This is a genomic window from Alcanivorax jadensis T9, from assembly GCF_000756655.1.
GTDB lineage: Bacteria > Pseudomonadota > Gammaproteobacteria > Pseudomonadales > Alcanivoracaceae > Alcanivorax > Alcanivorax jadensis.
The window spans coordinates 229973-245777 of sequence record NZ_ARXU01000002.1 but is presented as its reverse complement, the minus strand read 5'-3'; the positions used below and the strand labels follow the sequence as shown (position 1 = coordinate 245777).

The following is a 15805-nucleotide window of genomic DNA, read 5'->3' as shown; positions in this document are numbered from 1 at the left end:
TGGGGATCAATGATGATAAATATAGATTTTAAAACAAAAAATGGTATGTCCCGGCGTGTGACGGGGTTTTTCCTTTCTGTTCTTCTGTTCGGGGCTTTATCCTCTGCCCAGGCAAGCACTCTTAAGTCGGTTCAGGCCAATGCTCTATCTGGTGATAGTCTTGAGGTGCGCCTGACATTCAGCGGAGCTGTGCCTGAGGTAAAAGGTTACGGTATAGAAAAGCCAGCGCGTATCGCTCTCGACTTAATCGGGGCTGATAGCGTTGTTGATGAAAAACGTCAAAATATGGGGGCAGGCAATGTTCGCAGCGTCACCATCGTTGAGGCAAAAGATCGTACGAGATTGATTTTCAATCTGGATTCCTTGGCGGGTTACTCGACGAATGTAGATGGCGACACCTTGGTTGTTTTGATCGGTGACAATTTGCCTGCCGGGTCAGGGGGAGTCGGTACTGCTTCTGATGTTGTTGCTGACGCTGAGGCGGCTGTGACCGGGGTTGATTTTCGCAGGGGAGATGATGGTGAGGGCCGTGTGCTCGTTAAGTTGTCTCAGGCGTCGATCCCGGTAGATGTACAAGAAAGTGGCGATAAAATTGTTGCCCGCTTTGTCGGTGCAGGTGTATCGGATGAGCTGGTAAGGAAGCTGGATGTTACCGATTTCGCAACCCCGGTAAAGTTAGTTGAAACTAAGGCGTTAGATGGATCTACAACTATTGAGATTCAGTCTTCAGGGGCGTGGGAGTATTTGGCTTATCAGGCTGACGAGCTTTTCAGTATTAATGTGAAGCCTGTTTCCAACGATGCGGCTGAAAGGAAAAAACAGGATGCGTTTGAGTACACAGGAGAGAAGCTTTCACTGAACTTTCAGGATATTGAGGTTCGCTCAGTGCTTCAGTTGATTGCTGATTTTACCGGACTTAACTTGGTCGCTTCGGATACGGTGGATGGTCGCATCACTTTGCGGTTGCAAAATGTTCCTTGGGATCAGGCACTGGAGCTGATACTTAAAACCAAAGGTCTTGATAAGCGCAAAGTGGGTAACGTTTTGCTTGTGGCGCCTGCAGACGAAATTGCAGCTCGTGAGCAGCTTGAGCTGGAAAGTCAAAAGCAGATTGCCTCTTTGGCACCTTTGCGTACGCAGTATGTAAATGTGAATTATGCGAATGCCACTGAAATTAAAACCTTGATCAGTGGTGCCGACAAAGAAGTGGGCTCTTTGCTCAGTGAGCGTGGTTCTGTGGTTGTTGATAAGCGAACCAATACCCTCATTATTCAGGATACCCAGGCCAGACTGAATGATATTGGTGATCTTATTGAGCAGTTGGATATCCCTGTGCAGCAGGTGCTGATTGAGGCCAGAGTGGTTGTGGCTTCAAATGATGTCTCTAAAGAATTCGGTGTTCGCTGGGGCGGGCTTGGCTATGATGGTTCTCAGCTGGCGAATGAAGGTGAAACTTCAATGTTCTCCGGCCGTCTAACCAGTCTTCGCCAGCTTCATTATGCCAATATTGATCGTGATGACGATGGCTCTCTTGGTGAAATTGAAGAGTTCAATGTAGATACCAATAATGATCTGATCGTTGATTTGGGGGTTGAGTCTAGCGAGGCATCTCGTTTTGCTGTCGGCTTTACCTCTTTGGCGTCCGGGTTGATTGAGCTTGAATTGTCCGCTCTGGAGGCTGAAGGCCATGGTGAGCTTGTGGCCACGCCCAAGGTCTTGACAGCGGATCAGCAGCCGGCTGTTATCGCTGCTGGCCAGCGAGTTCCTTATGAAACGGCGACATCCTCTGGTGCGACAGCGGTGGAATTTATCGATGCGGAGCTTCGTTTGGAGGTAACTCCTCACATCACTCCGGATGGCAATATCATAATGACTCTGAAAGTGTTCAATGATGCGATAAGTGGTTTTGTAGCGGATACGCCGGTGGTCGACACAAATCGAGTCGAGACCTCTGTTTTGGTGAGTGATGGCGAGACAGTTGTTCTTGGTGGTATTTTTCAGCAGGAGAAAAGAAATTCTGTTGCGAAAACGCCGTTCCTGGGTGACTTGCCCTGGATTGGTAAGTTGTTTAGTCGAACTACAAAAGTGGATGACAAGCAGGAGTTGTTGATTTTTATTACTCCTAGGCTGATGAAGGATGCTTTGGCGAATCGGTGACCAAGACGACTAACCCCTCTCTGATACTGGTTGGCCCCATGGGTGCTGGGAAAAGCACCCTGGGTCGCCACCTTTCCCAGATACTGGATTATCCCTTCTTCGATTCTGATCGGGTTATTGAGGAAAAGACGGGAGCAGATATCCCGTGGATCTTCGATATGGAAGGCGAGGCCGGTTTTCGCCGCCGTGAGCAGGAAGCGATTGACGAGCTCACCCGTCAGAACGGTATCGTGTTGGCCACTGGTGGTGGTGTCGTGGTGACGCCCGAAAATCGGGATATGCTTCATGATCGCGGCTGCGTGGTCTATCTTTGGACCCCTGTGGACGTTCAGCTTGCCCGTACCCGCAATGACAAGAATCGCCCTCTGCTGCAAACGGCGGACCCGCGCGCCAAGCTGGAGGCGTTGTTTGCCGAGCGGGACCCTCTCTACAGACAGGTGTCTCATCACGTGGTATCCACGGCCTCAGGAAACCTGAAAAAGGTGGCGGATGACGTGTTGGCTTGTTTGGTGTCTCACCGGCAAGGATAATGTGGTCGTGAGAGGCGATGTTCGCATCGCGACTGGGTGGTGGCATGTTTAGCGACGCCTCACCCTGTCTGCAAGAATGACTCGATCCCCCCTTGCCCTTGCATCGAACCAAATGTCTGTCGGAGACCCAATGCGAACACTTCAGGTGGCCCTGGCCGAGCGTAGTTACCCGATTCATATCGGTGCCGGCTTGCTCGACACCTTTCCCCTTGCCGAGCAGGTGCGTGGCAATCAGGTAATGATCATTACCAATGAGACCATTGCCCCGCTGTATCTGGAACGTTTGACCCGACATTTTGCTGCCTCCCAGTGCGATACCCTGGTCCTGCCGGACGGGGAAAAGTTCAAGAACCTGGAAACCCTGGAGAGTATTTTTGATGCTCTGATGGCCAGGCGCCATTCGCGCACCACCACCCTGATTGCGCTGGGTGGTGGTGTGATCGGAGATATGGTCGGTTTCGCGGCGGCCTGTTATCAGCGCGGGGTGGACTTTATTCAGGTGCCTACCACGTTGCTGGCCCAGGTAGATTCCTCTGTGGGTGGCAAAACCGCGGTCAATCACCCCCGTGGAAAGAACATGATTGGCGCGTTCCATCAGCCGCGCTTGGTGTTGATAGACACTGATGTGCTGGCCACCCTGCCGCAACGTGAACTGGCGGCAGGCTATGCGGAAGTGATCAAGTATGGCCTGATTCGCGATCCGGATTTTTACCACTGGCTGGAAACCAACAATGACAAGCTGTTGTCCAGAGACAATGAGGCATTATCCGAAGCCATCTATCGCAGTTGTGAGAACAAGGCGCAGGTGGTGGCCGATGATGAAACCGAGCAGGGTAACCGCGCCCTGCTGAATCTGGGCCACACCTTCGGCCATGCCATAGAAACGGCCACGGGCTATAGTCAGTGGCTCCACGGTGAAGCGGTAGCCGTTGGCATGCTGATGGCGGTGCATATGTCGGTCAGGCTTGGCTGGGTGGATGCGGCGCTGGAGCCAGGTCTTGCGGGTGTGTTGGCGCAGTGGCAGCTGCCGGTCACGATTCCCCCGGGGATGACCCCGGATCAGTTCATTGACCTGATGGCACTGGACAAGAAAGTGCAGAATGGTCGGCTTCGTCTTGTGTTGCTGAGGCAGCTGGGTGAGGCTGTGGTCACAGCAGACTATGATGCAGTGGCATTACGGCAGACGCTGGAGGCTTTTTGTGGAACATGATGATGATCGTTTTTTCAGTGGTGCATCCCGGGGCGATTATCTGGATGCGCTGACTGCCCATGCTGGCCTGGGTTCCGTGGTGGCGCTGGAAGGGGATAGTGGTAGCGGCGTGTCTACCTTGCTTGGTCACACGGTGATGGCGTTGCTTGGTGACATGGAGATCGTCCGGATTGATGGCGCGGCTGAACATAATGCCAATGTGGTCGTCGAGTCCCTACTGCGGCACTTCGATATTGACCGGGCTGCACTGCCTGACAAACTTCGGGGAACCCTGGCTGACAGCCGGATTCTGGTAGTAGTGGATAACAGCGAAGATCTGCTGGATGAGGCGATTGCAACCATGGCCGCCCTTAAGCAGAAACTGGGCGCCCGCCTGGGTTATCTGTTCGGTGGCTTGCCCGGCACAGTGGAAAAACTGAAGGGGGCGGATCTGGCCCTGGACGATGTGCTCGATCTGCCTTCGCTGGTTGCTGATGATATTCAGGATTTTGCCTGGTTTGTGCTGGGGCTTGAGCTGGATGAGGCCCAGGCGGAGCGTCTCCGTCATGACAGTGACGGCAATATTGCCCGGTTGATTGAGTTGCTGAGCAACGGTGATGTCGGCGCCCCGGTGATGATGTCCGCTGCTGCTGAAGAGGAGGATGACTCCGAACCCGCTGCCGTATTTGCATCTCGCCCGGTTGATGAGGACTCGCAGGAAGAGTTTCATCTTTCTTCATCCGCAGTTGATGATGAGGCCGAGAGTTTTGCTGAGACTGGCGATGACCATGAGGATGTTGAACAGGAGCGGCGTGCCGCAGTGACTCCACCATGGCGCCATGTGGCGGCGGTGGTTGGTCTGCTGGCCGTGGTGGTCATCATCTGGTCGGTTTTCTCCGGCGGTAGCGATGACGGCTACGGGCAGGGAGAATCTCGTCAGCTTGCCCTTCCGGTTCCGGAGCAATCCGGCGCTGAAGAGGGTGCTGCTGCCGAAGCTCAAGAGCCTCAGACTCGCCCGTTGGCGTCATCCATGGAGCCCGTTGCCAGACTGGAAGACCTTCCCGATCGCCAGGATCCCGAGCCTGATTCAAAGACGGATGGTGATGCTGGAAGTGTGTCCTTGACGCCGGTAACGGATCCGGTCATGCAGTCAGCGCCTGCCCGGCAGGAGCCGGAAGTGCGTGTGGCACAGGAGTCTGCGGAGGCGGCGTCGCCAGAGCCGAAACAGGAAGAGCAATCGCAGGACACGCCTGCCGAACCTGATACAGTGCCCGCCAGCGAGCCGGCTCTGAGCGGCCTGGATGCGGAGTTGGGCTACCAGCGGGAAGACTGGTTGGCAACGCTGGATGATAGCCGCTGGTTCCTGCAGATTACCGTGACCAGCCAGGAGGCCAATGCTCGCGGGGTGCTGGACCAGCTGGAGCGCAAGGGGGCCTATTATCGCGCCGAGCGTAACGGAAAAGCGGTCTATCTAGTGCTTTCCGGGGACTATTCCAGCCGTCAGGCGGCACTGGATGCAAAGTCGACGTTACCTGCAAAGTTGCGCTCTGCAGGCCCATTTCCCCGCAATATAGCCGACATTCGCAGCGAACTTTGAAAACGAAAATACCCCTTGGGTGACTGTTCAATTTGTCGCCCAAGGGCGCAATGTGTAGAATGCATATCCCTTTTTTGCCGTCACCACTATCCTGACGCCATTCGCCTTCTGTAAGTCTCTGAATTTCAAGAGGAAAGGTTTTGATGCAGCAGAACTCAACGCTGGTGCGGGGGCTCACTGAGCCCGGAGAATTCCGGGACAACTGTGGTTTTGGTCTGATTGCCCATATGGAGGGCAGCGCCAGCCACGAGCTTTTGCAAACGGCCATCGAAGCACTGACATGTATGACTCACCGGGGCGGCATTAATGCCGATGGAAAAACCGGTGATGGCTGCGGTCTGTTGCTCAAGAAACCCGATTCTTTCTTCCGCAAGGTTGCGGAAGCTCAATCCATTAGTCTGCCGGACAACTATGGCGTGGGGATGATCTTTACCCACCCGGATGCCGACCAGGCGGAACAGCAGAAAGCCGCCATCAATACGGCCCTGGAAGCGCAGGACGTGCAGGTGCTGGGCTGGCGCGAAGTGCCCACCGACGACGCCTGTCTCGGTGATCTGGCCCGTGCCTCTCTGCCCGGCTTCTGGCAGGTGCTGGTGGCAGCTGACGGCAATACCGAGCAGGAGCTTAACCGCCGCCTGTTCTTTGCCCGTCGTCATGCGGAGAAGGCGTTGGAGAGCGATGGCTACTTCTACGTCTGCTCCCTGTCTGCCTCGGTGATTTCCTACAAGGGTCTGATGATGCCGGTGGACCTGCCGGCGTTCTTCCCGGACCTGGGTGACAGTGCCATGGAAACCGCCATTGTGGTGTTCCATCAGCGCTTCTCCACCAATACCTCGCCGCAGTGGCCGCTGGCCCAGCCGTTCCGGTATCTGGCTCACAACGGGGAAATCAATACCGTACAGGGCAACCGTAACTGGGCACTGGCCCGGGAAAACAAGTTCGAAAATGAACTGTTGCCCGGTCTGGAAGAGTTGAGCCCGCTGGTTAACCGCACCGGCTCCGACTCTTCCAGCATGGATAACATGCTGGAAGTGTTGTTGGCTGGCGGCATGGATCTGTTCCGCGCCGTGCGCATGATGATCCCGCCGGCCTGGCAGAACGTGGAAACCATGGATTCCGATCTGCGGGCTTTCTACGAATATAACTCCATGCACATGGAGCCCTGGGATGGCCCTGCCGGCCTGGTAATGACCGACGGCCGTTACGCGGTTTGTATGCTCGACCGTAACGGTCTGCGTCCGGCCCGCTGGGTAGTGACCAAGAACGGCTTTATTACCCTGGCTTCAGAAATCGGCGTTTACGGCTACAAGCCGGAAGACGTGGTGGCCAAGGGTCGGGTCGGGCCGGGCCAGATCCTGGCCATTGATACCGAAACCGGTGAAGTGCTGCACACCAAGGACATCGACAACCGTCTCAAGGTGCGCCACCCCTATCGGGACTGGCTGAAAGGCAACGCCCTGCGTATCGAAGCGGATTACGACCACGAAGTGGAGCGTACCGACGAGGTGGATCAACAGGATCTGCTCAGCTACCAGAAGTTTTTCCAGATCAGCTTTGAAGAGCGCGATCAGGTGCTTCGCCCGCTGGCAGAATCCGGCCAGGAAGCCACCGGCTCCATGGGCGATGATACGCCCATGGCGGTGCTGTCCCGTCGCGAGCGCTCCCTGTACGACTACTTCCGTCAACAGTTTGCTCAGGTGACCAACCCGCCCATCGATCCGCTGCGCGAAGCGATCGTGATGAGCCTGGAAACCTGTGTGGGCGCCGAGCGGAATGTGTTCGAAGAAACAGCGGATCATGCCGACCGGGCGATTTTGTCTACCCCTGTGCTGTCTCATTCCAAATTCACCAACCTGATGAAGATCGATCGTCCCGGGTACGATGTGGCCAAGCTGAGCCTGCATTACGACCCGCAGATCGGCCTGCGTCAGGCGGTGGAAAATCTTTGCGAGCAGGCCGCCCAGGCAGTCCGTGATGGCAAGGTCATTCTGGTGCTTACCGACCACGGTATTGCCCAGGATCAGCTGACCATCCACGCCCTGATGGCCACTGGTGCCGTGCACCATTACCTGACCGAAAAAGGTCTGCGCTCCGACGCCAACATCATCGTGGAAACGGCCACCGCCCGTGATTCCCATCACTTTGCTGTGCTGTTCGGCTTCGGCGCCACTGCCGTCTACCCGTACCTTGCCTATGACGTGATCTCCGACATGGTGCGCTCCGGCGAACTGCTCGGCGATGCGGTGGAGCTGCAGAAGAACTTCCGCAAGGGCATCAACAAGGGCCTGATGAAGATCCTCTCCAAGATGGGGATCTCCACTATCACGTCCTACCGCGGTGCCCAGCTGTTTGAAGCCGTGGGCGTTGCCCGCGATGTGGTGGATCTGTGTTTCCGTGGTGTGCCCAGCCGTATTCAGGGTGCCAGCTTCGAGGATTTCGAAGCGGACCAGAAGAGCCTGGCCAAGGATGCCTGGAAGCAGCGCAAGCCCATCGATGCCGGCGGTATTCTCAAGTACATCCACGGCAAGGAATATCACGCCTTCAACCCGGACGTGATTTATGCCCTGCACCGGGCTACCCAGGACAGTGACTACGACGCCTACAAAGAGTATGCCGAACTGGTCAACAAGCGCCCTGTGGCCACCCTGCGTGATCTCTTTGCCCTGCGCGATGACGTGGAAGCCATTGATGTGGAGCAGGTGGAGCCGCTGGAAAACATCCTGCTGCGCTTCGACTCCGCGGGCATGTCCCTCGGTGCTCTCAGCCCGGAGGCCCACGAGGCCATCGCCACCGCCATGAACCGTCTGGGCGGTCGCTCCAACTCCGGTGAGGGTGGTGAAGATCCGGCCCGCTACGGCACCGAGCGGGTGTCCAAGATCAAGCAGATTGCTTCCGGCCGTTTCGGTGTGACCCCGCATTATCTGGTCAACGCCGAGGTGCTGCAGATCAAGGTGGCCCAGGGCGCCAAGCCCGGCGAGGGCGGTCAGCTGCCCGGTGGCAAGGTGAATGCGCTGATCGCGCGCCTGCGTCACTCCGTGCCCGGCGTAACCCTGATTTCGCCGCCACCGCACCACGATATCTACTCCATTGAGGATCTGGCCCAGCTGATCTTCGACCTCAAGCAGGTCAACCCGGACGCCCAGGTGTCCGTGAAGCTGGTGTCCGAGCCCGGTGTGGGTACCGTGGCTTCCGGTGTGGCCAAGGCCTACGCGGACCTGATCACCATTTCCGGTTACGACGGCGGTACCGCGGCCAGCCCGCTGACCTCCATCCGCTATGCCGGCTCCCCCTGGGAGCTGGGCCTGGCGGAAGCCCATCAGGCCCTGCGTGGCAATGATCTGCGCGACAAGATCCGTCTGCAGACCGATGGTGGCCTGAAGACCGGCCTGGACGTGATCAAGGCCGCTATCCTGGGGGCCGAGTCCTTCGGTTTCGGTACCGTGCCGATGATCGTGCTGGGTTGTAAGTACCTGCGTATCTGTCACCTGAACAACTGCGCTACCGGCGTGGCGACCCAGCGTGAAGACCTGCGCAAGGAACACTTTATCGGTGCGCCGGAACTGCTGATCAACTACTTCACCTTTGTGGCCAAGGAAGTTCGTGAGTTGCTGGCGCTGTTGGGCGTGAAGAGCATTCCCGAGCTGATCGGCCGCACCGACTTGCTGAAAGTGCTGGAAGGCGAAACCGTGCGTCAGGGCAAGCTGGATCTGACGCCGATCCTGCGCAATGATCTGGTGCCGGCTGACAAGCCTACCCACTGCCAGGTCAGCCGCAACGAGCCGTTCGACAAGGCGGTGCTGAACCAGAAAATGGTTGAGGACATGCTGACGGCCATCGACAGCAAGTCCGGCGGCTCCTTCCACTATGAGATCACCAACTGTGATCGCTCCGTGGGGGCGCGGGTGTCCGGTGAAATCGCCAAGCGTCACGGCAACCTGGATATGGAAACCGCGCCGATCAAAGTCCGCTTCACCGGTACCGCCGGGCAAAGTTTCGGTGTGTTCAACGCCGGCGGCCTGCACATGTACATCGAAGGCGATGCCAATGATTACGTGGGCAAGGGCATGGCCGGTGGCAAGCTGGTGATCCGTCCGCCCAATGGCAGCCCGTTCAAGAGCCAGGAAACGGCCATTATCGGTAACACCTGCCTGTACGGTGCCACCGGCGGCAAGTTGATGGCTGCGGGTACCGCTGGCGAGCGCTTCGGGGTACGTAACTCCGGCGCCCACGCCGTGGTGGAAGGCGCTGGCGATCACTGCTGTGAATACATGACTGGCGGTTCCATCACCGTGCTGGGTCGCACCGGGCATAACTTCGGTGCCGGCATGACTGGTGGTTTCGCCTTTGTACTGGACGAAGACAACGATTTCTTCGACCGCATCAACCCGGAACTGATCGAACTGCATCGCATCAGTTCCGAAGCTACCGAATCTCACCGCAGTCACCTGCGTGGCGTGATCTCCGATTACGTGCAAGAGACCGGCAGCGAGTGGGGCCAGTACATTCTGGATAACTTTGATGCCATGAGCCGCAAGTTCTGGCTGGTTAAGCCCAAGGCCGCAAGCCTGGAAAACCTGCTCAAGAGCACGCGTGCCAATCCGGCATAACGGGGGAGACCATGGCTGAACGTTTGAGCAATAACTTCCAGTTTCTCGACGTGCCCCGGCACGATCCGAAGAAAAAGGACATTGAAGATCGCAAGCACAAGTACGAGGAAATCTACCACCCGTACGACACTCGGGAAGTGGAGCATCAGGCGCACCGTTGCCTGCACTGCGGCAACCCGTACTGTGAATGGAAGTGCCCGGTCCACAACTACATCCCCAACTGGTTGAAGCTGATCAGTGAAGGCAACCTGATGGAAGCGGTGGAGCTGAGTCACCAGACCAACTCCCTGCCGGAAGTCTGTGGCCGCGTGTGCCCGCAGGATCGCCTCTGTGAAGGGGCCTGTACCCTGAATGACGGCTTTGGTGCGGTCACCATCGGTGCCACCGAGAAATACATCACCGACACCGCCCTGGCCATGGGCTGGCGTCCGGACATGTCCAAGGTGGTGTGGACCGACAAGAAGGTCGCCGTGATTGGTGCCGGGCCTGCGGGTATCGGCTGTGCCGACGTGCTGGTACGCAGCGGTGTGAAGCCGGTGGTCTTTGACCGTTACGAGGAAATCGGCGGTCTGCTCACCTTCGGCATTCCCGAGTTCAAGCTGGAAAAACCGGTCATGGCCAAGCGCCGTGAAGTGTTTGAAGGCATGGGCGTGGAATTCCGTCTGGGCGTGGAAGTGGGCAAGGACATCACCATTGATGAACTGCTGGCCGACTACGATGCCGTCTTCATGGGCATGGGCACTTACACCTACATGAAGGGTGGGTTCCCCGGTGAAGACCTGGATGGTGTGCACGAAGCGTTGCCGTTCCTGGTGGCCAATGCCAATCGCAACCTGGGTTTCGAAAAAGACCCGGCTGACTTCATCGACATGAAGGGCAAGCGTGTTGTGGTGCTGGGTGGTGGTGACACCGCCATGGATTGTAACCGCACCTCCATCCGCCAGCAGGCGGGCAGCGTGGTCTGCGCCTACCGCCGTGACGAAGAGAACATGCCCGGTTCCCGCAAGGAAGTGGCCAACGCCAAGGAAGAAGGCGTGCAGTTCCTGTTCAACCGTCAGCCCATCGAAGTGGTGGGGGAAGACGGCAAGGTCACCGGCGTGAAAGTGGTGGAAACCAAGTTGGGCGAGGCGGACAACAACGGTCGTCGTCGTCCCGAGCCGATTCCGGGCAGCGAGGAAATTCTGCCGGCGGATGCGGTCATCGTGGCCTTTGGTTTCCGTCCCAGCCCGGCGGACTGGTTCGAGCCCAAGAATGTGACGACTGACGATTCCGGCCGTGTTCAGGCTGTTGAAGAACAGGAATTCCCATTCCAGACCAGCAACGAGAAGATCTTTGCTGGCGGCGATATGGTTCGCGGCTCTGACCTGGTGGTGACTGCCATCTGGGAAGGGCGTGAAGCGGCCAAGGGCATTCTCGATTATCTGGATGTGTGATTGACGTAGCACGCAACACGGTGCATGCGACACGCAACATCAGGGCCTGCTTTTGCAGGCCCTTTTTCTATATGATATTGAGGATTTTTTGATTTTCGCGTGTTGCGTGCAGCGTGATGCGTGGAGCGTTTCCAAAGGAACCCACATGACTTTCGCTCCTCTACAAAACGACCGTATTCTCCGTGCCCTCAACCGTGAGCCTGTGGATCAGACACCGGTGTGGATGATGCGCCAGGCCGGGCGCTATTTGCCGGAATACCGGGCCAGCCGCGAGCATGCGGGCTCTTTCATGGATCTGTGCCGGAATGCGGACCTGGCTTGCGAGGTCACCCTGCAGCCGCTGGAGCGTTACCCGCTGGACGCCGCCATTCTGTTTTCCGATATCCTCACCATTCCTGATGCCATGGGCCTGGGGCTGTATTTCGAGACCGGGGAAGGGCCGAAATTCCGCAAGGTGGTGCGCACCGAAGAAGACGTGGCGGCGTTACCGATTCCCGATGCGGAAAGCGATCTGGGTTATGTGATGAAGGCGGTCAGCACCATTCGTGGGGCTCTCAATGGCCGGATTCCCCTGATTGGCTTTTCCGGTAGCCCCTGGACTCTGGCGACCTACATGGTTGAGGGCGGCTCCAGCAAGGACTTCCGTCATCTCAAAGCCATGGTCTACAGCCAGCCAGAGTTGGCTCATGCCCTGCTGGATAAGCTGGCCCAATCGGTCACCTCGTATCTGAATGCCCAGATTCGTCATGGGGCCCAGGTGGTACAGATCTTTGATACCTGGGGTGGGGCCCTGTCCGCCGAGGCCTACCAGCAGTTTTCCCTGAAATACATGAAGAAAATCGTCGGTGGCCTGATTCGTGACCACGAAGGCCGCAAGGTGCCGGTGATCCTGTTCACCAAGAACGGTGGGCTGTGGCTGGAGTCCATGGCGGAGAGTGGCTGTGATGCCCTGGGCCTGGATTGGACCATCAACATCGGCGAAGCCCGTCGCCGCGTCGGCAACAAGGTGGCCCTGCAGGGCAACATGGACCCGGCGGTGCTGTATGCGTCTCCGGATGCCATCCGTGCGGAAGTAAAACGCATCCTGACGGATTTCGGTGATCACCCCGGGCATATTTTCAACCTGGGGCACGGCATTACGCCGCAGGTGGACCCTGCCAATGCGGGTGTCTTTATCGACGCGGTGCAGGAATTCAGCAGGAAGTAAGAGAACGATAAGCTTGAAGCTGCAACGCGAATCAGGGGCTTGTCTGGTTTGCGTTGCAGGTGCAGCGCCGGGGCTTTGGAGGCGGGCTGTTGGGTTCAGCACAGATAAAATATTCAATCGCGTTATAGCTTGAGGTCCCAAGGGGGAAATAGAGTGCGCACTGTTATAGCGGTCCTGTTGCTGGTGTGGGGTGCACCTGTAATCGCTGTGTCACTGGCTCTGGCCAAGGTGGAGCGGGCCGGGGAGGGGGAGAGCGAGCAGCAGGTCTGCGACCGGGCCTTGCAGATGATGACAGAAGAGCTGCATGTCAGCTTGCTGAGCGTTATTGCTGCTACCGATGATTATCAGAAACGTAAGCTGGCCTACAAACAGCAGGACCGGTCTGAATTCCTGCTCCGGGATGCCTATCTAAGCCAGTTGCAGGAAGAAAAGCCCTCGCTGCAGGGGCGGCGCTGGAGTGGTTCGCGCTGCACGCTGCGGGCGCGTTACGAAGCGGATATTGATGCCCTGGCCCGGCGGGTGCCGATTCCCGAGAAATCGCAGGCAAGTGGTCCGCAGCACAAGGACGAGCCGCCGCCAGGTATCGACCGGAAAACCTGGCAGCTTTTCAGCACTAGCCGGGATCGGGCCTCTCTATCACAAGCATTCAGTACCGTGTCGGTGCTGCGCATGCGGATCAGTGAGTACTACCTGTCCAGCGGCAAGTGGCCGGGCAGCCTGAATGATATGGAGATTGCGCCTGAGCAGGTGGTGGATCAGCGTATCAAACGGGCCTATATGCTCCGCGAGGGCATGCTGAAGCTGGAGCTCGCTGGCCGTCTGGAGGGCCATGAACTGACCACTTGGCCGGTGGAAGGTGGGGTGCGTGGGCTGGAGTGGCAATGCTCAACCACCGTCAATATGGGGCCGAACGGCTTCTGTGAGCAGGCGGAATAACAAACCGAGTTGAACGTTAAAAGTTGAAACGCGAACTACCTGATCTTGCTCTGAAATCTGGGTGGCCGCGTTCATTGCAGGTGGGTTGATAAGCCTTTCTTGGAGCGCGGGCATCGCCTTTGTCATGTGGCATTACCCTTGCCCGCGCTTTGTAACTTTCAACTTTGCACTTTTAACTCGATTCACCCGCCGATCTTGCGCATCTGATAGACGTTATGGGTGATGGCAACCACCTCGCCATTGGCGTCTTTCAATTCCACGTCCCATTCGAAGTCGCATTTACCCACCTCTTCGGTGGTCTTTTCGATGCGTGCGATCTCTTCCTCGCTGAGGGTGACCTCCACTGTGATATCGGTGGTAGCCGGGCGACGGAAGCGGATCGACATGTCCTTGACGATGGGGTAGCAACGCTTGGTGTCGAAGGACGTCAGGTAGATCACCCCGCCGGGCAGTTCGGCGATGGTGTAGAGGGCGCCCGCATACATGATGCCAACATGATTAATGTTGGGCTCAAAAGGCATCACCATCTTGCAGTAACCTCGTTCCACATCCAGGGTCTTTACCCCGCAGCGCTCCACAAATGGAAAGGTCTTGTCGCTGGCGGCTTTAATCAGGGTTTTCTGTTCTTCGGAAAGGGCCATGCTGTTTCTCCTTCGGTTGAGAAGAATGCTAGCAAAGGCCGGGACGGTTGCCGCAAGCCGTTTTGATCATGGCGGTGGAGGAAATGGTCAAAGAGAGCTTCAAGCGGCAAGCCTCAAACTTCAACGCCTAACCGAGTGAGCCTGGCCCATGTTTGACGGTGAAAGGGAAGCCGGGAACTTCTCACGCCGCCACTATCCAAAAGCGTAGCTCGTGCTTAAAGCGCGTCGGTCTTGGCTGCGCTGATAAAGTCATTGCGGTGCAGACCGCCAATTTTGTGGGTCCACCAGGTCACCGTCACCTTGCCGTACTCGGTGAGGATGGCCGGGTGATGGCCCTCTTTTTCGGCCAGCTCGCCAACCTGATTGGTAAAAGCCAAGGCGTCGACGAAATTCTTGAACGAGAAATGCCGTTGCAGTTTCTCGATGCCGTCTTCCTCTACCAGAATCCACTCAGGGATTTGAGGATGCAGCTCTTGGCGTTCCTGGTCGGTTACCCGGGGTGCGTCAGCCCGGCATGCTTCGCAGCTCTGTGTTGTCAGGGAAGTCATAGCAGCAGTTAATAGTGAATAGTGAATAGTTAACAGCGAAAACCCAAAAGTCAGTTTTGGGTGCTGTTTCCCGAAGTGCATAGGACCCGCGCCATTGTCATGAAGCGCGGGGTTCTGCCTATCCAGTACACACCAAGCCTGTTGCTCGTTGCAACTTCCAACTGGCTAATGTTCTCAGGCGGGTTCGCACAGTCGGACCGGATCACCATCGGTGCCGCCCGGGGCCATTTTCTTCAATAGCCGGCGCAGCTTTTCCATATCCGTGTCGTCGCGGACGCGGCCGGGAATTTCCATGCCGTCGGCCAGATTCAGCAGCACAGCCTTCATTTTTTCAGGCATCAGTACCGGTTGGCGGTGCTGCAGCACATAGATGCGGTCGCCACGCTTGAACAGCATGAAACCATAGTAGTACGTGCCGCTTTCCACCTCGCTGTCTTTCACCTGGGCGGCATCCACATTGATACCAATGATGGCGAACAGAGCACGGGGATCGGCGTCTTCCAGGAATTCCCGGTAAGAGGCTTCGGCACTGGTGATCATGGGGGCCTTGGCCACCACCTCACGCAAGTAACTGTTCAGGGTCAGGTTGAGCAGGGTCAGATCCGAGGCAAACCGCGGTGCCTGGATCATCGGATGGTTTTCCGCGCTCAGATAGTCCACACGGAAAAGACGGCCACTGCCGTCCCAGAAGGTGGTTGAGCCACCATGGCGGTCGCAGCGTTCATCAAGCACCACTTCACCCCGGAAGGTGTTGATGCTCATGTCCAGAATATAGGCGCCGGCGGGAGAGAAATAGTAATCCCCTTGCCGTTCGCCCTGCAGATTCTGGCAGCTGGCGAGCAGTAGGATGCAGATCAGTAACGCGGCAGTTTTAATTGTTTTCATTATTCGCCCCGGATAGAAAAAGCCCGTCGATCATAGCACACCCAACCGGATGTGCAGCGATTGGCAGTGATCTTC

11 protein-coding genes are annotated in these 15805 nt (G+C 57.1%); 8 read left to right on the top strand and 3 right to left on the bottom strand.

Annotated elements, in window-relative coordinates:
- Positions 1-9 precede the first annotated feature (9 nt).
- The 8 genes from pilQ to T9A_RS03525 all read left to right on the top strand — a co-directional run bounded on the left by pilQ (position 10) and on the right by T9A_RS03525 (position 13656).
- Positions 10-2157: a type IV pilus secretin PilQ gene (gene pilQ / locus T9A_RS03560; RefSeq protein ID WP_232221992.1), complete on the top strand. Its 2148-nt coding sequence runs from the start codon at positions 10-12 to the stop codon at positions 2155-2157.
- Complete coding sequence (gene aroK / locus T9A_RS03555) at positions 2154-2687, top strand: shikimate kinase AroK (RefSeq protein ID WP_035245129.1); 534 nt, start codon at positions 2154-2156, stop codon at positions 2685-2687. The genes pilQ and aroK overlap by 4 nt, the downstream gene beginning before the upstream one ends.
- A gap of 130 nt (positions 2688-2817) precedes the next feature.
- A complete protein-coding gene (gene aroB, locus T9A_RS03550; protein WP_035245127.1) occupies positions 2818-3897 on the top strand; it encodes a 3-dehydroquinate synthase in 1080 nt (359 codons plus the stop codon).
- Positions 3887-5473 carry an SPOR domain-containing protein gene (locus T9A_RS03545; RefSeq protein WP_035245125.1) on the top strand — a complete coding sequence of 529 codons (1587 nt, stop codon included), beginning with the start codon at positions 3887-3889 and terminating at the stop codon, positions 5471-5473. The genes aroB and T9A_RS03545 overlap by 11 nt, the downstream gene beginning before the upstream one ends.
- A 143-nt stretch (positions 5474-5616) precedes the next feature.
- On the top strand, positions 5617-10080 hold the full coding sequence (gltB, locus tag T9A_RS03540; protein WP_035245123.1) for a glutamate synthase large subunit: 4464 nt from the start codon (positions 5617-5619) through the stop codon (positions 10078-10080).
- An 11-nt stretch (positions 10081-10091) separates the two neighbouring features.
- Complete coding sequence (locus T9A_RS03535; protein WP_035245121.1) at positions 10092-11513, top strand: glutamate synthase small subunit GltD family protein; 1422 nt, start codon at positions 10092-10094, stop codon at positions 11511-11513.
- A 145-nt stretch (positions 11514-11658) separates the two neighbouring features.
- Positions 11659-12720: a uroporphyrinogen decarboxylase gene (gene hemE / locus T9A_RS03530; protein ID WP_035245119.1), complete on the top strand. Its 1062-nt coding sequence runs from the start codon at positions 11659-11661 to the stop codon at positions 12718-12720.
- A 153-nt stretch (positions 12721-12873) separates the two neighbouring features.
- On the top strand, positions 12874-13656 hold the full coding sequence (locus T9A_RS03525) for a hypothetical protein (RefSeq protein WP_035245117.1): 783 nt from the start codon (positions 12874-12876) through the stop codon (positions 13654-13656).
- A gap of 182 nt (positions 13657-13838) precedes the next feature.
- Here T9A_RS03525 and T9A_RS03520 read toward each other — a convergent pair whose 3' ends face one another.
- The 3 genes from T9A_RS03520 to T9A_RS03510 all read right to left on the bottom strand — a co-directional run bounded on the left by T9A_RS03520 (position 13839) and on the right by T9A_RS03510 (position 15730).
- Positions 13839-14297, bottom strand: coding sequence for a PaaI family thioesterase (locus T9A_RS03520; RefSeq protein WP_035245115.1), 459 nt, complete (start codon positions 14295-14297; stop codon positions 13839-13841).
- Positions 14298-14512: 215 nt separating this feature from the next.
- Positions 14513-14845: a 4a-hydroxytetrahydrobiopterin dehydratase gene (locus T9A_RS03515; RefSeq protein WP_035245113.1), complete on the bottom strand. Its 333-nt coding sequence runs from the start codon at positions 14843-14845 to the stop codon at positions 14513-14515.
- Positions 14846-15019: 174 nt separating this feature from the next.
- Positions 15020-15730, bottom strand: coding sequence for a hypothetical protein (locus T9A_RS03510; protein WP_035245111.1), 711 nt, complete (start codon positions 15728-15730; stop codon positions 15020-15022).
- Positions 15731-15805 lie beyond the last annotated feature (75 nt).